Annotated in this window: 13 protein-coding genes and 2 riboswitches; of the genes, 4 read left to right on the plus strand and 9 right to left on the minus strand. The window is 51.4% G+C overall.

The window, feature by feature from the left end; all coding sequences use genetic code 11:
- Positions 1–146 precede the first annotated feature (146 nt).
- From IPI86_RS15595 to metK, 3 genes are all read left to right on the plus strand, one after another.
- Positions 147–1,388 (plus strand): C39 family peptidase, encoded by a 1,242-nt coding sequence (locus tag IPI86_RS15595; RefSeq protein ID WP_345298936.1) that lies wholly within the window; start codon positions 147–149, stop codon positions 1,386–1,388.
- Between the two features lie 65 nt (positions 1,389–1,453).
- Positions 1,454–2,398: an SUMF1/EgtB/PvdO family nonheme iron enzyme gene (locus tag IPI86_RS15600; protein WP_345298937.1), complete on the plus strand. Its 945-nt coding sequence runs from the start codon at positions 1,454–1,456 to the stop codon at positions 2,396–2,398.
- A 120-nt stretch (positions 2,399–2,518) separates the two neighbouring features.
- Positions 2,519–2,625, plus strand: a riboswitch (SAM riboswitch).
- A gap of 69 nt (positions 2,626–2,694) precedes the next feature.
- Positions 2,695–3,906: a methionine adenosyltransferase gene (metK, locus tag IPI86_RS15605; protein ID WP_345298938.1), complete on the plus strand. Its 1,212-nt coding sequence runs from the start codon at positions 2,695–2,697 to the stop codon at positions 3,904–3,906.
- Positions 3,907–4,035: 129 nt separating this feature from the next.
- Here metK and IPI86_RS15610 read toward each other — a convergent pair whose 3' ends face one another.
- The gene (locus IPI86_RS15610) at positions 4,036–5,778 is read right to left on the minus strand and encodes an S-layer homology domain-containing protein (RefSeq protein ID WP_345298939.1); all 1,743 of its coding nucleotides are present in this window, start codon (positions 5,776–5,778) and stop codon (positions 4,036–4,038) included.
- A gap of 481 nt (positions 5,779–6,259) precedes the next feature.
- A riboswitch (cyclic di-GMP riboswitch) is annotated at positions 6,260–6,337 on the plus strand.
- Between the two features lie 125 nt (positions 6,338–6,462).
- On the opposite strand from IPI86_RS15610, the gene IPI86_RS15615 reads away from it, so the two are divergent.
- Positions 6,463–8,502 carry a choice-of-anchor J domain-containing protein gene (locus IPI86_RS15615; RefSeq protein WP_345298940.1) on the plus strand — a complete coding sequence of 680 codons (2,040 nt, stop codon included), beginning with the start codon at positions 6,463–6,465 and terminating at the stop codon, positions 8,500–8,502.
- A gap of 60 nt (positions 8,503–8,562) precedes the next feature.
- Here the strand turns inward: IPI86_RS15615 and IPI86_RS15620 are convergent, their stop codons facing one another.
- From IPI86_RS15620 to IPI86_RS15655, 8 genes are all read right to left on the minus strand, one after another.
- Positions 8,563–9,033, minus strand: coding sequence for a hypothetical protein (locus IPI86_RS15620; protein ID WP_345298941.1), 471 nt, complete (start codon positions 9,031–9,033; stop codon positions 8,563–8,565).
- A gap of 116 nt (positions 9,034–9,149) precedes the next feature.
- A complete protein-coding gene (locus tag IPI86_RS15625) occupies positions 9,150–11,234 on the minus strand; it encodes a choice-of-anchor Q domain-containing protein (RefSeq protein WP_345298942.1) in 2,085 nt (694 codons plus the stop codon).
- Between the two features lie 176 nt (positions 11,235–11,410).
- Positions 11,411–13,057: a cellulase family glycosylhydrolase gene (locus IPI86_RS15630; RefSeq protein WP_345298943.1), complete on the minus strand. Its 1,647-nt coding sequence runs from the start codon at positions 13,055–13,057 to the stop codon at positions 11,411–11,413.
- A gap of 16 nt (positions 13,058–13,073) precedes the next feature.
- Positions 13,074–13,271, minus strand: coding sequence for a hypothetical protein (locus tag IPI86_RS15635; RefSeq protein WP_345298944.1), 198 nt, complete (start codon positions 13,269–13,271; stop codon positions 13,074–13,076).
- On the minus strand, positions 13,249–14,547 hold the full coding sequence (locus tag IPI86_RS15640) for a hypothetical protein (protein WP_345298945.1): 1,299 nt from the start codon (positions 14,545–14,547) through the stop codon (positions 13,249–13,251). Before IPI86_RS15640 ends, IPI86_RS15635 begins: the two co-directional genes overlap by 23 nt.
- Positions 14,548–14,746: 199 nt before the next feature.
- Positions 14,747–16,156, minus strand: a complete 1,410-nt coding sequence (locus IPI86_RS15645; RefSeq protein ID WP_345298946.1) for a family 16 glycosylhydrolase — start codon at positions 16,154–16,156, stop codon at positions 14,747–14,749.
- A gap of 95 nt (positions 16,157–16,251) precedes the next feature.
- Positions 16,252–18,219: an SBBP repeat-containing protein gene (locus tag IPI86_RS15650; RefSeq protein ID WP_345298947.1), complete on the minus strand. Its 1,968-nt coding sequence runs from the start codon at positions 18,217–18,219 to the stop codon at positions 16,252–16,254.
- Positions 18,220–18,363: 144 nt separating this feature from the next.
- The gene (locus IPI86_RS15655; protein ID WP_345298948.1) at positions 18,364–21,099 is read right to left on the minus strand and encodes an S-layer homology domain-containing protein; all 2,736 of its coding nucleotides are present in this window, start codon (positions 21,097–21,099) and stop codon (positions 18,364–18,366) included.
- Between the last annotated feature and the right edge of the window lie 68 nt (positions 21,100–21,167).

A 21,167-nucleotide genomic window follows, 5' to 3' on the forward strand; every position in this document is an offset into this window, starting at 1 on the left:
TCATAATTGTGAGATGGGAGAGCGTCAAGTCAAAAATGCGATTTTAGGACAAGGTCGTTTTTTGTTTTCTTACCAACAGGAGAATATTCGGAAAATTCGCCCATTCTAAAATTAAATTCCCATTCATGAACGCGTGGTAGACTCGCATGATGTCCAAACGTATTCGAAACATTATTATTGGGCTGGCAGGCTTGCTTCTGCTGGCTGTTTTGGTTTACCAAATTCCATATATCAAATCGGTTCTTTCGTGGCGCATCGAAAAATTCATGATCTACACAAGGAACGTGTTCGATCCAGTCGGCCCTGTGCCAACCGCTTTACCCGTTACACCCCACCCCATCACACCGACTGTCGTCATAACCGCCACGTCCACACCCATGATCGACCTCACTCCATCCATCACGCCCACGGCAACTTTTGCGCCGCTGCCCGCACAGGCATCAATCGCATCACCGCCGTTCGAACAGCAAACACCAAATAACTGCGGACCCGCGACACTTTCGATGGCTTTGCATATCTACGGCTGGGAAGGCAATCAGGCTGACATCGCGAACGTGATCAAACCCATTTTGCAGGATCGAAACGTCAACCCCGAAGAACTTCGATATTACGTCCGCACACAGGCGGGCTGGCTCAACATGGAGTATCGCGTGGGTGGAAGCATCGAAACCCTTAAGCGATTGATTGCTGCAAATTATCCTGTCATGGTGGAAAGCGTCACATCGCTTGACCCGAACGACGCGCTTGGCCCGAACGATGACTTATGGGCCGCGCACTATCTTCTGCTCACAGGCTACGATGATGCCGCACAAACCTTCACCATTCAAGATTCCTATCACGGCGCCGACCTGAGCATTTCCTATTCCCAACTTGAAAAGGAATGGAAACCGTTCAACAACCTGTACATCGTGATCTACTTTCCGCAATTCGAGGATGAGATGAAGAGCCTGCTCGCTTCCAACTGGGACCCGAGCCTGAATCGGCAATTGGCATTATCTGCGTCTGAAACAGACATCGCCCAAAACCCCACCGACGCATTTGCGTGGTTCAATCTCGGCAGTAACCTCGTTTATTTTGACCGCTACGAAGAAGCAGCACAAGCCTACGACAAGGCACGCGAGATCGGTCTGCCATTGCGGATGTTCCGCTATCAGTTCGGTCCGTTCCTTGCTTATTTTCATTCCAATCGCAATGAAGACCTGCTCGTGCTGACAGATTACGCGCGAGGCGTGACGGAAATGTCTGAAGAAGCCTGGCTGTGGTATGGATACGGTCTGTACCGCAACGGCGATTACGACGGAGCGCTCAAAGCCTGGCAAAAAGCAGACCAGATCAATCCCAACTTTTTTGAAGATCAGGCACAGAACGCCATCGATTTGATTCAATAACAATTCATCAACCTGGATTGCGGGCTAAAGTCCGCACTCCAAATATGCTGAATAAAATAACTTCAATGAAGAAAACACTCCTCCTTTTCATTCTCTTGCTCACCGCCTGTCAAAGCACTCCCACACTTGCTCCTGCGGCAACAGTCACCCTGATTCCATCGGATACACCTGTGCCGACAGTGATTCCATTTACAGCAACTCCTGAGGCTACGTCCACGCCTGTGCTGACTGCCACGCCTGAAACCATGAAAGTCTCCCCCACCGACGGCATGACCCAACTCTTCATCCCTGCTGGGACGGTGAAAATGGGCGGGCTGGATGTGCTGCTCGAAAATGACGAAATCCCCGCGCACGATGTGACACTCGCCGCGTTTTGGATGGATCAGGTGGAAGTGACCAACGGCATGTACAACTTGTGCGTGCAGGCGGGCGTATGCAGATTGCCCGTCAAACTCAACTCGGATAATCGCGGAGATTATTTCGGCAACGCCGAATTTCAGGATTACCCCGTCATTCAGGTGACCTGGTTCGATGCGAATGCCTACTGTCAATGGGCGGGGCGCAGACTGCCCACCGAAGCGGAATGGGAACGCGCCGCGCGCGGCGATGACCTGCGAACCTATCCATGGGGCGGCGAACCTCCGAATGAATTGAATTCGAATGCAAATAACATCGTCGGCGATGTAACGCGTGTGGGTTCGTATCCTGCAGGAGCAAGTCCGTTTGGGGTGCTGGATATGGCTGGCAATGTGTGGGAGTGGGTGGCAGATTATTATAGCGGCCGCTACTACACAGAATCTCCAAGTACAAATCCGCTGGGACCTGATAACGGCGGGTTGAATTTTCTGCGCGTGATCCGCGGCGGTTCGTTTCAGGATAATCTTTTTAATCTACGCGTGTCGAATCGCGGATATGAAACGGGTCCAGACCCATCGGCTTTTCCGGGAGAGGCTGAATATTATGGCCGCAGTTCGGTGAAGATCGGCTTCAGGTGCGTGCGTGCTGATTAAAACAGAATCAAGTTTCGGTTAAGCGCGAAGCGGTTTTTCATCTTCCTGAACATTTTTATCTTTACGCTGCAAGTCATCTATGATATTATCGCGACACAATTCAATAGCCCCAATACGGCGCTCTTATCCAGAGAGGCGGAGGGAACGGCCCTGCGATGCCTCGACAACCAGTCAGCGAAAGTTGAATATGGTGCCAAATCCGACAGAAGATTTCTGGGAGATGAGAGGGTAGATAAGCTTTATGCGATTGCCCTTTCACGTCGAAAGGGCAATATATTTTTAAGGAGAAACAAAAAATGAGTAATACTTTCATGTCTTCACCCAGCCTGATGTTCACATCAGAATCGGTGACCGAAGGGCATCCTGATAAGATCTGCGATCAAATCTCGGATGCAGTTTTGGATGCGTGCCTCGAGCAGGATCCGATGTCACGTGTGGCTTGCGAGACCGCTGTCAAGACGGGTTTCGTGGCACTCCTGGGTGAAATCACCACCAGCGCTTATGTGAACTTCGATGAACTCGTTCGCAAGGTGGTGAATGAGATCGGCTATGACAGCAGCGATAAAGGTTTTGACGGCAATACCTGCGCCGTGCTTTCAGCCGTGGCCAGCCAGAGCGCCGATATTGCGCTGGGCGTGGATCACGCGATGGAAGATAAAAGCGGTGAGATGAAGGACGTTGGTATTGAGCATGTGGGTGCGGGCGATCAGGGCATGATGTTTGGTTTTGCCTGCAATGAGACTCCGACCTTGATGCCGATGCCGATCTATATGGCGCACAAATTATCGCGCCGTTTGAGCGAACAACGCAAGAGCGGCGTGCTCCCCTGGCTGCGCCCCGATGGCAAGAGTCAGGTAACCGTGGAATATTCCAATGGCAAACCGAAGCGCATTGATACTGTTTTGATTTCCACACAGCACGCGCCTGAGATCTCACAATCTGAGATCATGGAACTCGTCAGCGAGCACATCATTTACCCGACCCTGCCCGAAGGCTTGGTTGATAAAAACTTGAAAGTCTTCATCAACCCGACCGGTCGTTTCGTGATCGGCGGCCCAATGGGTGATGCAGGCGTGACTGGACGCAAGATCATCGTCGATACCTACGGCGGCATGGGCCGTCATGGCGGCGGTGCTTTCTCCGGGAAAGACCCCACGAAGGTGGATCGCTCCGCCGCGTATGCGGCCCGCTATGTGGCGAAGAACATTGTCGCCGCTGGTCTGGCTGATCGCGTTGAAGTGCAGGTGGCGTATGCGATCGGTGTGGCTCATCCGCTTTCGGTGAATGTTGAAACGTTTGGCACCGCCAAGATTGCAGATGAAAAGATCTCGGCACTCGTCAGCGAATATTTTGATCTGCGCCCGGGCGCAATCATCCGTGACCTTGACCTGCGCCGCCCGATCTATCGCAAGACCGCCGCTTATGGCCACTTCGGCCGCGATGATATCGAATTCCCCTGGGAACGCACCGATAAGGCTGAGGCTCTGAAGAAGGCTGCGGGGTTGTAGGAAGTTTGAGTGAATAGGTAATAGGTAAAAAGAAAGAGCCGCGAGAATCTCGCGGCTCTTTTTGCTTCAAGTTCATTTGTTACGGCAAACTAAATGCTCTGACTAAAAAGACGGCCATTTCAGCGCGTGTCACATTGGCATCAGGACAATAGTTGCCGCCGCCGCATCCGCTGGTGACACCTTCGGCCGCGAGTTGCTCGATCCATGCATCTGCAAAGGAACCAAGCGGAACATCCCCAAAAACCGTTCCTGTTGCAACAGGAGGAGCATAAGAACTTCCATGTTCACCACGCAAAAGGAAGATCGCCATTTGGGCGCGGGTGATGGTTGCATCCGGGCAATAGTTTCCACCGCCACATCCAGCAGTGACTCCCTCTGACGCAAGTTGTTCGATCCAATCTGCGGCGAAGGAACCGAGTGGGACATCCGTGAAGACAGTTCCAGTTGCGGCTGGAGGAATATAGGAACTCCCGTGCACGCCGCGCAAAATGAAGATGGCCATTTGGGCGCGGGTGACAGTTGACTCGGGCAATACATCATCGGAGAGGCACTGCATCCGCTGGTGATGCCGGCGTTATACAATCGCTCGATATATTCCCACGCCCAATACGTGGATGGTACATCTGTGAATATGGTGGGAACAGGAGCCATACCTGATATATACACTGGGATAAGGCTTCTGATATCTGTTCCATCCCCCAATTGACCAAAGTCATTCGCCCCCCAACACATGCCTCCGCCGTCTGAGGTCAGCGCGCAGGTATGCCAACGTGCTCCTGTCATGTAACTAACTCCACTCGATAAACCAGATACATTCACCGGAACAGCACTGACGGTCAATGAATTATTTCCCAATTGTCCATTGTCATTATCGCCCCAGCACATCATCCCCCCAGTTGAAGTCAGCGCACAGGTATGATGTTCTCCCGTAGCAATGGAAACCACGCCACTGGGAAGCCCCACCACATCCACAGGCAGAAGGCTTTCATCAGCAAATGTGTTGTTGCCCAATTGTCCAAATTGATTATTACCCCAGCATTTTATGCCTCCAAGCGCAGTTAACGCACAAGTATGAGAACTACCAGCAGCAATGGCAACCACCCCGCTGGATAGCCCAACCACGTTGACTGGGATTGGGCTTGGGTTATTGGAGTTATTATTCCCCAATTGACCATTGCTATTACTTCCCCAACACATCACTCCGCCCGTTGCAGTCAACGCGCAGGAATGCCCTCCACCTACAGCAATGGCAGTCACCCCGCTGGAAAGTCCGCTTACATTGACTGGGGTGTAACCGCCGACATTTGAGTTATTCCCCAACTGACCATCCCCATTACTTCCCCAGCACATCACTCCCTCGGTTGTGGTCAACGCACAAGTATGCCAGTGTCCTGCCGCAATGGCACTCACCCCGCTGGAAAGCCCAAACACACTCACTGGCTCATAAGTTGACCAGAAAGGCGTGATGTTTCCCAACTGCTCCGCGCTATTATCCCCCCAACACAGCACCCCACCCGTCGTGGTCAATGCACAGACGTGCATCCCCCCAGCTGCGATGGCGCTCGCTCCACTGATAAGTTGGCTCATTACTGGAACATGGCTATGAGTCATCATGTTATTTCCCAATTGCTGAGACATATTATTTCCCCAACATGCCACCCCGCCCGAGGAAGTCAGTGCGCAGGTATGGTTCAACCCCGCCGAAATGGGTCCCATCTCACTACCAGCGGTCAGCGGCGCAAAGTCTCCCACTCCATTGGCAACCAATTGAGGAATTTCCCCTGTTTCACTTGCGCCAACCATCACTGGATTCATTAGAAACGACAACAACAAACCGCCCAATATGAAGAGAGTCAAACTTTTATTAAACATGGAAACCCTCCCAGGTTCACTATGTGACAACTTCACTTCCGCCCTTAAATCACTATACGATTTATCAAATCAAATATCAAGTATGGATTGGGCGGTATTGGCTCATAGGTACACAATCCCCACCGAAAACAGACGACTAACAACAGGAGCCGTGAGAACGACTCACGGCTCCTGCCAGTACAGATATTTTGATTTTTCGAATTACGGTGTCGGTAAATTCTTGGCTTTGACGATCAAGTACGCACCCCAGCCGCAATTGACCACAGGTTGCGCAGTTAAGAAAATATCCAACCTCCACTCACTACACGCGGAATTGCATCATTGCGACAATCATTATCGAAATAGATACAAAACCTCGCTGTAATCAGAGATCAGGCGCTGCCGGAAACATTGCAAATTATCACTTGAAATTACCGTCCAAACCTTGTAATATAAAAACACATTTAGAGTTATTTTGCATTTGCTTGAGAGGTAGGGATTCGCCTCGAAATGGCAAACCCATCGCGAGATGGGGACGCAAAGTCATGGGTCTACACGTATAGACCGCCAGACTGCCGAAAGGTTTTTACTTCGGCAGTTTTTAATTTCCATTTACAACCATCACGGAGGTGAAACGAAGAAATAAACCGCTTCTATGCAAGGGATATCGTTTTTGTTCAAATATATATACATAAGGAGAATCTGATGAACAGAAAGATCCTTGCCGTTATCGGCATACTAGCATTGACGATCGCCGTCATGCCCGGAACTGCATCTGCCGCGCCCAAACCAATCGACTACAGCCCGATGGATGCCGGCCCGGTCATCCGTGAAATGCCAGCAACCCCAGATATCATCAGCAACACACCGGAAGATGCGGCAAAAGAGGCGGGCTTTTCGAGCAATACGCCTTATACGAGTTGCGTCCTGGCTACCAAGACCTGGATGCGATTAAACAGTGTGACAGGCGCCTATGGATTTACGAACTATTATCTCGTAGCCGAGGGACCGCTGGCTCAAATTTGGGTGCAAAGCAGTTTGGCATGGCCTGCGGGTGATCCGCGCCCTACCCCAGAAATTACTTGTGAACAAGCCCAGTATATGCTTGGACAGTTTGAGAACAATATGTATCCGAAGGAGACATCCTTCTTCGGAATGCCCGCCGCACATGATGGGGCATATTCCCTGCTTGAAGCCTGGGGATATTTCCCGCCCGGATACTACTCCGATACGGCTGGCCGCCAGGTGGTGTTGGTTTCAAACGTCCGCGATGAGAATTATTTCGATCCGAATTACCCCATCTACATCGCAGGGTTCTACTCACCTTCTTATGAAGCCTATTTTGACCGCAATGTGATGACAATTGATGCCTACGATTGGGTCAATCGCACCGGGCCAAACGGCACACGACCCTATCTTTATGAAGGCGTCTTTGCCCATGAATATCAACACCTGCTGCACAGTGACTACGACTCGGATGAGGAGAATTTCATCAATGAAGGCATGTCGAATCTCGCCGAGTATCTGACCGGGTACGGTATCGCTGTCCAGGGTCATGTGGATGCCGCCGCGGCCAGGCCCGAGAATTCGCTAACGGTTTGGGGCGACCAGGGCGATCTGGAGATATTGACCGATTATGGTCAGGCTTACTTGTTCCAGTATTATCTCCTGGAGAAATATGGCAAGCCGTTCACCCAAGCTCTATTCCATGATGAGGGCAATGGGATCAGCGGTATCAACTCCACACTGGCCGCATTCAACATTCAAAAGAGTTTCGCCGACATTTTCCACGATTGGTCCGTGGCAATGTTGATTAACTCAAAGAACCCCGGCGGCGGGCTCTATCAATTCTATAATGTCGATCCAAAACTGAGCTATTACTTTGCGCCACTGAATATCGGCACACCAGCCGCGCCAAATCTCGAAGCCTTCAATACCCCCGGCGCGCCGCCATGGGGCACCGATTACATTTGGGTCAACGGCGACCCCAAGGCTCTTGGCAAATTCACTTTTAACGGGATCGCTTATAGCACATTCCCAACCGGCTGGACATCAGACGGCGCTGTGATATGGGGCGGTGCGGGCGATTTGCTGGATAATTGGGCCATCTTTGAAACGACGGGCGGCGGTACATTGACCTTCGATACTTACTACGATACCGAAGAGCTTTGGGATTATGGCTTCGTTCAGGTCTCAACCGACGGCGGATACACCTGGGCAAGCCTCGCCAACGCCTATACCACCTCCGATCATGACCCCAATGCTCATCCAACCGTCATTGCCAACCTGCCCGGCCTCACCGGCTGGAGCGGCACATGGGTTAACATGTCTTATGATCTAAGCGCGTACGACGGCCAGAATATTCTGGTTGCATTCCGCTATGTAACCGATTGGGGAACCTACTATGACGGTTGGTTCATAGACAACGTCTATGTGGATGGTACGCTGATCTCCGACGGCTCAAACACCGCGGCTTTCCATGATCTCACCTACTATCTGCCGGTTAACAATGATTACACCGTAACCTTTATCGGCATGAAGACTGTTGGAAAGGGGAATGAGTACAAGGTGGTCAGCATGAAGTTGAACCACGTAACCGAACAGGGCCTCTTCGAACTGAACAAGGTGTTGAAGTGGTCCACCAAGGTTGCCATGCTGGTTACCTTCGATGCGCCGGAAGGCACCACATCCTATGCTCCCTATACATACGACTTCACATATACAAACAAGGGACCAAAGAAGTAGCCTGCTTCTGTAACATTGAGCCTGCCTCGTGTGAGGCAGGCTCTTTTTATTTTGTCATCGTCATGGAACAGGCATCCAAGGTTGTCCGTCCTGGATTTCTCCCGGCGTGACCGGAAATTCAGGCCCGCCGCATTCCGCAACGTTTCCCTTCGTGTCAGATTGATAGGTATAGATCCTTTCATTCGCTTTCAACTGTATCATGTAGCCGGGTGTCAGTACCTGGGCATAGACCATGCCCGGTTGCGGGCAACCCAGACTGGTATCAGACCACGTTACCTCTGTAACATTCACTACTGTGATCTGATCGGCATTGATATTCAATCGCCGGCTCAAGTCATTCCGGGATGCCTGCACGGCAATCTCCTGCGTAGAGGAATGTGTAAGAGCAATTTGAGGGGTGGAGAGAGTCCCGTCGAAGGTGTCAGCAGGCTGAGGGGAAGAAAGAGGCGATGTGTCAACAAAGGTGGGATTCGATTGGCAGGTGGTCAAGACCATTCCCAGTACAAGTGTCAGTTCAATGGTTGATTTCATGGATTCCTCCATGCTATAGACGCCGCCGCGTATTTAAAGTTCATGGGAACAACGCAAATCCAAAAATGACAGCCGCCCAATCCATAAAGGCGACTGTCATTTTTCACTCCTGAAAATTACGGTGTGGGCAAATTCTTGGCTTTGACGATCAAGTACGCGCCCCAGCCACGATCCACCAATTCACTTGGGCAGAACATCGGTTTGCCAGTAACGCTGTCTGTGCCGCATGCGGGGAGCAAGCCATCCAGATAAGCTTGCTCGGCCCAATCAATTCCCCAGTAGCTCGGGTCACTAGACGGGAAGTCTGCAAACAAAGTTCCACTCGCGGCGGGAGGAGCGTAGCCCACGCCATATTTCATGCGCAGACCAAAGATGCTGGCCTCCACACGCGGAAGTTGATTCGCGGGGCAAAACAGCAACGGACTACTCTGGCAGCCTGTGGTCAGGCCTTCCTGATACATACCTTCCGCCCACGGCTGCGCCCATTCGAAACCAGTCCAGTTGTCGCCAAAGATGCCTGTGACGGCTGGCGGGGTATAGCCAGAGCCCATTTGTCCGCGCAGCATGAATACGGCGGATTGCGCACGGTCCAAAATCGTATCGGGGCAGAACATCATCGGGCTGCTGGAGCAGCCTGCGGTGTAGCCCGCATCGTACAGAGCTTGAATATACTTATATAAAGGATGTGTAGTCGGCACATCCACAAAGGTAGTACCTGAAGTGATTGAGCCTTCATATGCCCCAACATCGCATTGAGCGCCTTGTGGGCGAGTAACACCACGTTGATCTAAATTATTAACCGGAGCCGCAGAACAAGTGGCTGTATCTCCTACATCAATTGCAGGAGAGCCTGTGATTAATGCTATTGTTTGTGTAGGGCCGCCATTATCTGCGAGCGAACCAAGGTTGGGATCTCCGCTCAAGGAAGCCGAACACGATGCATCTTCAACCAAATTGTTCTTATTCGTACCGATACTGCCAACAACTTGAACACAATCTCCACCAGAGGTTGAATTAGCAACAATATTATTAGCATAATTCAATGTACTGGTATTATATAAACCACCTCCTGAGGAAGCAGAGTTATTTGAAAAAGTACTATTAACTATACTTAGTGTATTACCAATGTAAACACCTCCGCCATTTGATGACGCAGAATTACCAAAGAAAGTGTTGTTTGCTATGATGGAAGCATTTCCACTCTGTGAATAAACCCCACCTCCTTCCAAAGTAGCTATGTTATTTGAAAACGTGCTATTTTTTACAGTCATTGTACCGCTAGCACCAGAGTATAAACCGCCGCCCCTGGTACCTGAATTGCCAGAAAAAGTTGTATCAGACACTGTTAACGTGCCAAGGTTATAGATGCCTCCACCTGGATTTCCAGCAGTGTTAGTTGCAATGACACTACTATCAATTATTAAGACACCGCTATTATTATAAATACCGCCGCCTGAAGCAGATGTTGCGACATTGTTGGAGATGGTGCTATCAGTGATCGTCATTGCTCCATAGTTCCAAATACCTCCCCCGGAAGCGTAGGTTGTCGTAGAGTTACCAGATATCGTGCTGTTTGATATTGTCGCAATAGCGTTATAGCTGATAATACCGCCGCCTACCGGATTATTTATTATGGAACTATTCGTAACTATTAACATACCACCCCAATTTAGAATACCACCACCGCCATTTCCAGTACCGCTACTGCCCGAAATTGTACTGTTGTTAACCGTCAATGTTCCATAATTCAAGATGCCACCACCGCCAAACGCAGGGGATTTCCCTTTCGTAATTATCAGGTTATTCAAATTGGCTATAATCCCAGAATTGATAGTGAACACTCGTACATCAGCTCCCCCATTGTTACCAGTATCACCGCTTATCGAAATTTGTGATGCCAGAGAAGAACCATCAATCGTTAAATTTTTAGAGAGGGTTAAATCAGCAGCCAGGTAAATCGTCTGTCCAGAAAGGCTTGATGCAAAAGTAATGGTATCGCCGTCTGATGCCAAAGCCACAGCGCGTCGCAGTCGGCATGCCGTAGCATCAGGGCATGCACCAGTAATATCACTGCCATCATCCGCAAGGCTAGTCACAACCCAAGTGGTAGCGGCATGGGCAGGAGTAGATCCAATAGTGCTAAACGTTAATGCTATCAAAACCAGAAAGACCGCTAAAGATTTCACAACTGATTTTTTCATATATTATCTCCTCATGTATTGAAATTATTTTTAAAAGCACAATAATATAGGCAACATATGATCGTTGTTATTTTAATGTAACCTCCTGCAGTACAAAGTTTTTTCCTCCTATAGTGTACAAATGACAGTCACCTGCTATATAAAGGTGGCTGTCATTTGTAATATTTGAGAATGAATTACGGCGTCGGTAAATTCTTGGCTTTGACGATCAAGTACGCGCCCCAGCCGCGATTCACCAATTCACTTGGGCAGAACATCGGTTTGCCTGTGCCGCTGTCGGTGCCGCAGGCGGGGAGCAGACCATCCAGGTAGGCTTGCTCTGCCCAATCAATGCCCCAGTAGCTTGGGTCACTGGGCGGGAAATCAGCAAACAAAGTCCCACTCGCGGCGGGAGGAGCGTAACCCACACCATATTTCATGCGCAGACCAAAGATGCTGGCCTCCACACGCGGAAGTTGATTCGCGGGGCAAAACAGCAACGGACTGCTCTGGCAGCCTTGCGTTAAGCCTTCTTGATACATGCCTTCCGCCCACGGTTGCGCCCATTCGAAACCAGTCCAGTTATCGCCAAAGATGCCTGTGACAGCTGGCGGGGTATAGCCAGAGCCCATTTGTCCGCGCAGCATGAAGACGGCAGATTGCGCACGATCCAAAATCGTATCGGGGCAGAACATCATCGGGCTGCTGGAGCAGCCTGCGGTGTAGCCTGCATCGTAAAGCGCCTGGATATATTTATACAGCGGATGAGTCGTCGGAACGTCTGTAAACGTGGACGAAGATGAATTGGCAAGAATGTACTGCTGGGCAAAGGCTCCATACAAGGTCAGGCTCTTATCTGCCTTGAGGAGAGCAGGTGTCCAATCGTGGTGATACATCCAGGCCAGACTGCTCAAATTGTGACTATCCATCCACTGCGTGAATGGGTCACCATAGGAGGCTTCGGACCCCGGCCAGGTGGGATTTGACACATCCACATCTTCATAGCCCCACTCACTGACGATGACGGGCTTCACGCCGAGCAACCCGCCCATGTCTTTGTCCCACTCTGCAGGGGTGTTTAATCCGTTGATGGAATATTTATGATAAGCATAGATGACATTCGAATCTGCAAGCGGATTGTCCTTGATGCCCACCAGCCAACTGGCCCAACGGTTACCGGTGGCGATGATGATATTTTGTCCGCCGTTACTGCGCACCGTTTGAATGAGGGTCTCATAGTAGGCCTTGAGCGGCGCCCAGTATGGATTTGGATCGCTCCCAACGTAGTCCATGGCGTCGTGAACGGGTTCATTCCAAAGGTCAAAGATGATACGGGTATCCGCTCCGTAGATCTGCGCCATTTGCGTCCAGAAGGATGTTGCCACGCTCATGCTGGAATCATAGGTATCCGCCGGATTGCCCGGATATGCAGGCTGGGAATATCCATCCGGCCAACCGATGACGTGATAAGAAATGATCACATACATTCCGCTATCAAGCGCAGCATTGATCTCACTGGATAGACCGGCAAGCAGGGTGGGGCGATCCATGTTTTTCCATTGAGTTGGGAAAATACTGATTCGCACCACATTTGCGTGCCATGTCTGTGAAAGAGTAGTGTAGTCGGCTAGTGAATAGTTGTAAAAATTTGGGTCACGCGCCCAAAATGGGTCAGCCATGTTCACGCCACGTAATCGTATCGGCTGTCCATTCGCCACAATATTCAATCCAGAGATGGACAATCCGGGCAATGCCGCCGTTGGGCTTACCGCACGAACAGGAATCGTTGCAGTGATGAAGGAAAGTAGTACAACGACCAAAAAGAATTTTATAAAGCGGTTCATTGCTTCTCCTGCAACTTTACGGTGTCGGCAAATTCTTGGCTTTGACGATCAAGTACGCGCCCCAGCCGCGATCCACCAATTCACCCGGGCAGAACATCGGCTTGCCGCTGATGCTGTCTGTGCCGCAGGCGGGAAGCAGACCATCTAGATAAGCTTGCTCTGCCCAGTCAATACCCCAGTAGCTTGGGTCACTAGGCGGGAAATCCGCAAACAAAGTTCCACTCGCGGCGGGAGGGGTATAACCCACACCATATTTCATGCGCAGACCAAAGATGCTGGCCTCCACACGCGGAAGTTGATTCGCGGGGCAAAACAGCAACGGACTGCTCTGGCAGCCTGTGGTCAGGCCTTCCTGATACATGCCTTCGGCCCATGGTTGCGCCCATTCGAAACCAGTCCAGTTGTCGCCAAAGATGCCTGTGACTGCGGGCGGGGTATAGCCAGATCCCATTTGTCCGCGCAGCATGAAGACGGCGGATTGCGCACGATCCAAAAATGGTATCGGGGCAGAACATCATCGGGCTGCTGGAGCAGCCTGCGGTGTAGCCTGCATCGTAAAGCGCCTGGATATATTTATACAACGGATGAGTCGTCGGCACATCTGTAAAAGTGGACGACCCTCCCGAACTCACACAAGTATTGCCAACAGAAATTGTTGGGCCGGTGTACCCTGTAAAGGTCGGCACGCCATAGACAGAGTGGAACAATGTCTTGATCGATGAGATAACCCACGCATCCCAATCGGCATAACCACGCGTGCCATGCTCGCCGCCAGGCGGACAAATGCTAAAGACATTGGTATCGCCCTGCGCCTGATGTGCATCGCTCAACGTCCGCGCGCCGCAATTGCCCCAGGTGCAATCGTCCACAGGGAAGGTGCTATCGCCCAAATTCTCGATCATGGCAATGCCATAGGAAGCAGTATCAGCCAGGCCCGTCCGCTGGAAGTCGCCGGTAACGGGGTCGATCAAATTTCCCGGAGCGGCATATCCCGCATCCTCAGAAACAAACCCCAGGGCTTTTCCATCGTAACCATTACTGCGAATGTACTCGATCACGTAATAGTTCTGCGCACCTCCATACGAGCTTCCATCCAAAATAATGGCATCGCAATTGGCGGGGATGGAAGCATCGGCACACAGCTTATCCAACCCATCAGCGGTTTGCACGTCGATATCGCTGATCCAATCCGAAGGCGAATTGAACCCGATGGCCAGAGTGACATACCCCTGATTCACAAGATTCATATTTTGAGCGGATACTGCCGCATCAACCGACCCGCTTCCTCCCCACCCGGGCAGGAACACCACAACCGGCCGTTTCTCCCCGGCAGGAACGCCAGACGGCCAGGTGGCAATCGCCCTGCCGGGCGTCAGCACCACGCTATCCGATAAAGCCGGGGCAGCGCTCACTCCTGCAAACTGAGTCAGTAAAAACATAAAGATAAACAGCATTGAAAAAACACGGAAGATGGATATTTTGGTAGTCATACGAATAATCCCTTTCGGTCTGGATAGTGCAATTCATGACAAGTTCGCTGAACTGCATCTCGTATTAATATACAGGTTTTCCAAGCCCAATACAAGAGTACCTTTATCCACTTTGGGAGAATTATCCGTATCAAAACAGCCGCAAACAAAAAGCGCCTCACACTTGTGGAGGCGCCTTCGTTGTTATGCTCTTTAAATCCTATGGCAGGCTAAATGCCCTCACCAAAAACACCGCCATCTCGGCGCGTGTGACCGGGTTATCCGGACAGTAATTGCCGCCACCACATCCACTGGTGATGCCTTCTGCGGCTAACTGTTCGATCCAATCGGCAGCAAATGAGCCAGCGGGAACGTCGCTAAAGACCGTGCCCGTCGCTGACGGAGGAATATAGGTGCTGCCATGCTCGCCGCGTAAAAGAAAGATTGCCATTTGGGCACGGGTGATGGTCGCATCTGGACAGTAGTTTCCGCCGCCACAGCCTGCGGTCACTCCCTCCGCCGCAAACTGCTCGATCCAATCGGCAGCGAACGCCCCGAGTGGGACATCTGCAAAGACCGTGCCTGTTGCCGATGGAGGAGCATAGGTGCTTCCATGCATGCCGCGCAAAATGAAGACAGCCATTTGCGCGCGAGTCACAGTGGCTTCAGGGCAATACATCAAAGGAGCGGTGTTGCACCCGCCAGTAATGCCAGCGTTGTACAACCGTTCGATAAAGCTCCACGCCCAATATGTGGATGGCACATCCGTAAAAATGGAATCCGCATTCGCAGAATACACGCGGACATAATCCACAACCATGCTGGCAGGGAATACAGTCCCAGCGTCAGGCGAACCGGGCCAATCTCCACCGACCGCCAGATTGAGCAGAATATAGAAAGGCTCGTGGAATTCCTCGGTGCTGTTGATGTTGTCCAGGATATTTGCCTCACAATACAAAATTCCGTCCACATGCCAGGCGATCTTTTCCGCATCCCATTCAATATCGTAGGTATGATACTGAGTCACATCCACAGTGGGCACCACATCAGTGGATGGGCAGCCATAAGAGGCGTAACCGCCAGCATCCCAGTGTATGGTTCCATATACGGTCTCTTCAAGATTGATATGCTCCATAATATCGATCTCACCGGAGGCAGGCCAGCCAACCTGGTCGAAATTGCTTCCCAGCATCCAGAAGGCAGGCCATAAGCCCTGCCCGGTCGGCAGTTTCATCCGCGTTTCGACCTTGCCATACTTGAATTCCTGTTTTGCCTTGGTCGTCATACGAGTGGACGTATATTCACACGGGCCATACCAACAGGCATAGCCGCCGTTCTTGTTTTCGGCAGTGATCACCAACTCGCCGTTTGCCACGGTCACGTTCTGCCCATCGGTGTAATACTGCAATTCATTATTTCCCCAGCCTTCACCGCCGATATTGAAATTCCAATCATTGGTATTTACAGCAGTGCCATCGAACTCATCGCTCCAGATCAAATTCCACGCGTTACTGTTAGTAGACATGGGCATGTTCATTTCACTGCCAAGCGCGGCGCCCCCGGGCAAAGTCAAAACGATCATCAGGGTCAAGGCGACTGTTATACCCCAAAGGGATTTAATGGTTTTCATGGTCACATCCGTTTCAAAAGTTGTTTTACAAAAAAACAGGAACCGCAAAATTTTATGCGGCTCCTGTTCAACACAAATTGTTACACCCCATCTTCCTACGGCAAAGTAAACGTCCTCACCAAAAAGACCGCCATCTCTGCACGGGTCACATTCATATCGGGACAATAGTTGCCGTCACCGCATCCGCCGGTAATACCTTCGATTGCGAGTTGCTCGATCCAGTCAGCCGCAAAGGAGCCAGTCGGGACATCGCCAAAGACAATACCGGTCGCTACGGGAGGAGTATAAGCGCTGCCATACTTTCCACGCAACAGGAAGATCGCCATCTCGGCGCGGGTGACAGTTGCATTTGGGCAATAATTACCATCACCGCAGCCCGAAGTGATTCCTTCGAGCGCCAGTTGTTCGATCCAATCTGCTGCAAAGGCGTCAATTGGAACATCAGCAAAGACGATGCCCGTCGCCGCTGGAGGAATATAGGCACTGCCATGCATGCTGCGCAAAATAAAGATCGCCATCTGGGCACGAGTCACAACGGCATCGGGACAATAGAGCAAATGCGGAGTCGTTGCACATCCGCCTGTGACACCGGCATTATATAAAGTCTCAATCCAACTGTTGGCCCAATGCGCGAACGGGACATCCGCAAAGATCGGAGGGGTCGGCGGTGGGGTGGTTTCACCCGCAAATTTCACGATGAACGAATCGGTGCCTGCATCAAAAGCCTGTATCGGTGTACCCCATGTGTCATCGCTATTGCCGCCAACATACAAACTGCCGCCACTTAACCCGACGCCGGATCCGAAATCACTTCCACTGCCACCGAGGAAGGTATTCCAGGCGAGAGCGCCACTTCCATTTAGTTTTGCAGCGAAGCCATCGAATCCGCTGGTAAAGGCGCGATCCGGACTACCCCACGTATCGGTGCTATAGCCTGTGACATAAACATCGCTTCCATTTGCAGCGATGGCATAACCAGCATCACTCCCAGTTCCACCGAGGAAGGTATTCCATGTCAAAGCTCCGGAGGATGTTAGTTTTGCGGCAAAGACATCATTACCAGAGGTATAGGCCCGCACCGGGCTGCCCCATCCATCGGTGCTATATCCCGTTAGATAAACACCGCTCCCATCCAAAAAGATGGCAGAGCTGTGATCCTCCGCACTTCCACCGAGGAAGGTGTTCCAGGTTAGGACACCACTGCCATCTAACTTCGCGGCGAAGCCATCGTAATCTGCATCATAAGCGATCAATGGACTGCCCCAAGTATCATTGCTGTAGCCAGTAATATAGGCATTCCCGCTTACATCCACGGCGATGCCCCAGGTTTGATCATGGCCGCCGCTGCCTTGAAACGTGTTCCAGGTCAGTGCACCTGATGAATTCAACTTGGCGGCAAAACCGTCATAGTCGCCGCCAGCATGAGATTGAATCGGAGCGCCCCATGTACCGTCGCTTGCTCCTGCCACATAGATATTTCCACTTCCATCTACTGCGATGCCACGACCAAAGTCTGCGCCATTACTACCCAGAAAAGTAATCCAGCTCACGTTACCGCTCGAGTCAAGTTTTGCGGCGAAGGCATCATAGCCGAGTGTGTAGGCATTAACCGTGCAGGTGACGGGTGAGCAATCCCAAGTGTCATTACTATAACCCGCCACAAAAATGCTGCTTCCACTTGTGACAATGCTCAGCCCAACATCGTCTCCCCCGCCACCCAGAAAAGTATTCCAAAGCAGATTGCCCGATGAATCGAATTTTGCGACAAAAGCATCGTTTGCAGAATCAAAAGCACGAATCGGACTCCCCCAATCTGAATCGCTGTACCCAATGACATAAACATTCCCCGTGGCATCGACGGCCATATTCTGCGCAAAGTCCCCTCCGCTTCCTCCGAGGAAAGTACTCCACGTTAAAGCAGGATCAGCGAACGGCGCGGTAAGACCGCTTCCATCCTCCATTCGAGTTGACTCAGTGGCATGGACTGTATGCACTGAAGCCAGCATAAGAGCAGAAACAAGCAAACCAAGCAGAATGCGGAAAACAGATGATTTCGCGGACATGTGAAATGCTCCCTTCCGAAATAAATTGTAGGTTTACAAGGCGCTTTTATCACTATACAAGGTTTACTATGTGAATTCAAGAGCCGAAAAATAAAAAGCGTCTCTGTCAGAAACAGAGACGCTCTCATTAATTTATTTGAAAATCTATGGCAAGTTGAATGCCCTCACCAAAAAGACCGCCATTTCAGCACGGGTCACATTTGCATCGGGACAATAGTTGCCGCCGCCGCATCCGCTGGTGACACCTTCAGCAGCGAGTTGTTCGATCCAATCCGCTGCGAAGGCATCAACTGGGACATCGCCGAAAATTAATCCACTCGCCGCGGGCGGAGTGTAGGCATTGCCATATTTTCCACGCAAGAGGAAGATGGACATCTGCGCGCGGGTGATGGTTGCATCGGGACAATAATTGCCGCCGCCACAGCCCGCGGTCACTCCCTCCGCCGCAAGCTGCTCGATCCAATCAGCAGCAAAGGCGTCGACGGGGATATCGGCAAAGACCGTGCCCGTTGCGGCTGGAGGAACATAGGAACTTCCATGCATGCCGCGCAAAATGAAGATCGCCATTTGCGCGCGGGTTACCGTGGCGTCTGGGCAATACATCAACGGCGCTGTGCCGCATCCGCCGGTGATCCCCGCGTTGTACAATCGCTCAATGAAACTGCTCGCCCAATGTGAAGCAGGGACATCTGCAAACAAGCTGTTGCTGGCTACCTTCCAATACTCCAAAAGACTCAGCAAGGCTTGCGGCTGATTTTCCGGTGATGGGTTGCCGCTTTGATCCCGTTCATTCACCCCGTGGCAGGAAGTACAAACTCGGATCTCGCCCGGCTGAAAGGTGACCCAGACACGTTCACGGACCACGCCCACACCGGCAGGGTCTGTCAACTGCCAGGTCATCGCCCGACGGGCTGGCACAAAAGCCGCCATTGAACCATCTTCGCCAAGAACAACACTGGAGGGCGGCCCATCAGGGTTGGGCGGCTGGACAACGGCCACACCGGCATCATGCAGCAATTGGGCAAGGACACGCCTGCCTTCACGCGGTGATTGTGTACCGCCGATCCCGCGCAGCTGGTCTGCTTGAAAAAGCTGTAAATAGGCAACATCATATATCTTGCCAGACTTGTAAATGGTCTGCACACCATTAGGAATATGTAAATTAAGCGGCTGTTGAACATCGGCGTCATCGCGCGTGGTCACATTGTGACTGACAATGAGGGCAATGTTATTTGCTTTCATATACGCTTGGAATTCGGTCACGTTCACCCCGGCCTGATCGAACACCTGTTGTTCGGGCTGACCCAATGTGGAAGTATGCTTCGCAGGCCGCGTGCGGGCACGCACTTCAACGGGCTGCAATTCCCATAAGGCTCCGGAGTATGTGATCTTGGTATCCGGATCCCAAAAGCTGATGGTCTCTACAATACCAGAGGTCAATGTTTGATTGGCGGTGCGATAGCCATTGCCTGAAACCGTAAGTGTCTTCAAACGAAAATCATAAATGGATGGTCCGGACGAGGCGTCGTAGCCGGTCTGGCTGGTATGAGCGGCGATCAGGGTTCCATCGGCCAGCGGCAATGGGTCACGATAATGACCGCTATGATTGGCTGTAGCTGTTGTGCTGCTGGTATCGGGGTGAGTGATGTGGGTAACGGCAATATGGTCCGCATCCAATCCGGGAGGAGCCGTCATGCTGATGATCTGACCCGAAGCATGGGTGCCAAACTCCGGCATGGTGGAACCGAAATATGTCCCCGGGCTGGTGGGCGATTCTTTGATCTGCAGGAAAATATCGATCTTGTTTTGATTAAAGATCGGGCCTGGAGAGTTGTACACCACGTTGGGATCATCGGTAAAAGAATTCTGGATGTAATGGCTTAGTTCATGGCGGCCAATGTGATTGAGCGTTTCAGGCTCTGTGCCATCTTCGTTGATCTGCCAGGGCATGAACATGTTGAATGTATGCGGCATCAGGTTTGTCCCGGCGGCTTCTTCCTCGGCACGCGGCTCCGGGAAAATTTCGGTACGGGTGTTGAGCGGGGTGGACCCTGCCGACTCGTCCGACCAGTTGAAGGTTCCGTAGGTTCCGCCGTCGTATTTATCGGCATCCGCCTGCTGGTCGCGTTGGAGATGATCCCACTGCGTAAAGATGACTCGTCCGTAACTATCAACGATCGGCGTGAAATCACCGGACGGCGCATGATTCATCATAAAGAGATCGCCCGTACCTGGGTCAAGACTCCACAGCCCGCTGACAGTGGGAGCTTCTTCATATTCATCCAATTGCGGATACAAGTGCGCCGATCCATCACGCGGACGGTCGGTCGTAAAAATAATACGGTCGTCGGTGCCGTAAATGGGGGTGATGTTATTAAAGTTGGCAGGCTGATTTGGCACCTTGGTGATGACAGGGGTTTGATTCTTCCCCAGGCCGGTGATCTCATAAATTTGCCAGTAATAGGTTTCCCACACATACTGTTGTTCGGGCGCACCGATCACCATGCTAAAGAGCGCCTTTGTTCCATCCCAATAGACGGATGGATCTCGCACGGCAATGGCATTGTGATCCTGAAAACCATTTGCGCCCGTGCTGCCATACCCCGCGGCTTGCGTCAGGTTTTTCAACGAGCCGTCTCCATAACGGATCCAAAGATCGCCGCCGCGGCCGACATCCTGCATGCCTGATTTGTGATTCCCGAACACGGCACCGATCGTAGTGAAATCCTGCCGAATGGGAAGCTGTGTTACGAACAGAATGGGGTTGGGCGTGATCACAGCCGCATCGACAACTGAAGGAGCCGGTGTCCCTGCAAGATTGAAGAGCAAGGCAAAAAGGAAGAAAACTCTAAAAAGCGTGGACGGTTTTTGTTTATTCATTTTAAAAATTCCTTTGCATCAAGTATTAAAGTGATGAACAACAAATCAATCTGTATTAATAGAATGGT

This window comes from Candidatus Villigracilis affinis, assembly GCF_016705895.1.
In the GTDB taxonomy this organism is placed as follows: Bacteria; Chloroflexota; Anaerolineae; order Anaerolineales; family Villigracilaceae; genus Villigracilis; species Villigracilis affinis.

What these genes read in the sequence shown, in the direction of transcription:
- IPI86_RS15655 (WP_345298948.1), bottom strand. Translation starts at nt 21,099, where the DNA reads ATGAATAAACAAAAACCGTCCACGCTTTTTAGAGTTTTCTTCCTTTTT.
- IPI86_RS15645 (WP_345298946.1), bottom strand. Translation starts at nt 16,156, where the DNA reads ATGAAAACCATTAAATCCCTTTGGGGTATAACAGTCGCCTTGACCCTG.
- IPI86_RS15610 (WP_345298939.1), bottom strand. Translation starts at nt 5,778, where the DNA reads ATGTTTAATAAAAGTTTGACTCTCTTCATATTGGGCGGTTTGTTGTTG.
- IPI86_RS15640 (WP_345298945.1), bottom strand. Translation starts at nt 14,547, where the DNA reads ATGACTACCAAAATATCCATCTTCCGTGTTTTTTCAATGCTGTTTATC.
- IPI86_RS15620 (WP_345298941.1), bottom strand. Translation starts at nt 9,033, where the DNA reads ATGAAATCAACCATTGAACTGACACTTGTACTGGGAATGGTCTTGACC.
- IPI86_RS15625 (WP_345298942.1), bottom strand. Translation starts at nt 11,234, where the DNA reads ATGAAAAAATCAGTTGTGAAATCTTTAGCGGTCTTTCTGGTTTTGATA.
- metK (WP_345298938.1), top strand. Translation starts at nt 2,695, where the DNA reads ATGAGTAATACTTTCATGTCTTCACCCAGCCTGATGTTCACATCAGAA.
- IPI86_RS15600 (WP_345298937.1), top strand. Translation starts at nt 1,454, where the DNA reads ATGAAGAAAACACTCCTCCTTTTCATTCTCTTGCTCACCGCCTGTCAA.
- IPI86_RS15615 (WP_345298940.1), top strand. Translation starts at nt 6,463, where the DNA reads ATGAACAGAAAGATCCTTGCCGTTATCGGCATACTAGCATTGACGATC.
- IPI86_RS15650 (WP_345298947.1), bottom strand. Translation starts at nt 18,219, where the DNA reads ATGTCCGCGAAATCATCTGTTTTCCGCATTCTGCTTGGTTTGCTTGTT.
- IPI86_RS15595 (WP_345298936.1), top strand. Translation starts at nt 147, where the DNA reads ATGATGTCCAAACGTATTCGAAACATTATTATTGGGCTGGCAGGCTTG.
- IPI86_RS15630 (WP_345298943.1), bottom strand. Translation starts at nt 13,057, where the DNA reads ATGAACCGCTTTATAAAATTCTTTTTGGTCGTTGTACTACTTTCCTTC.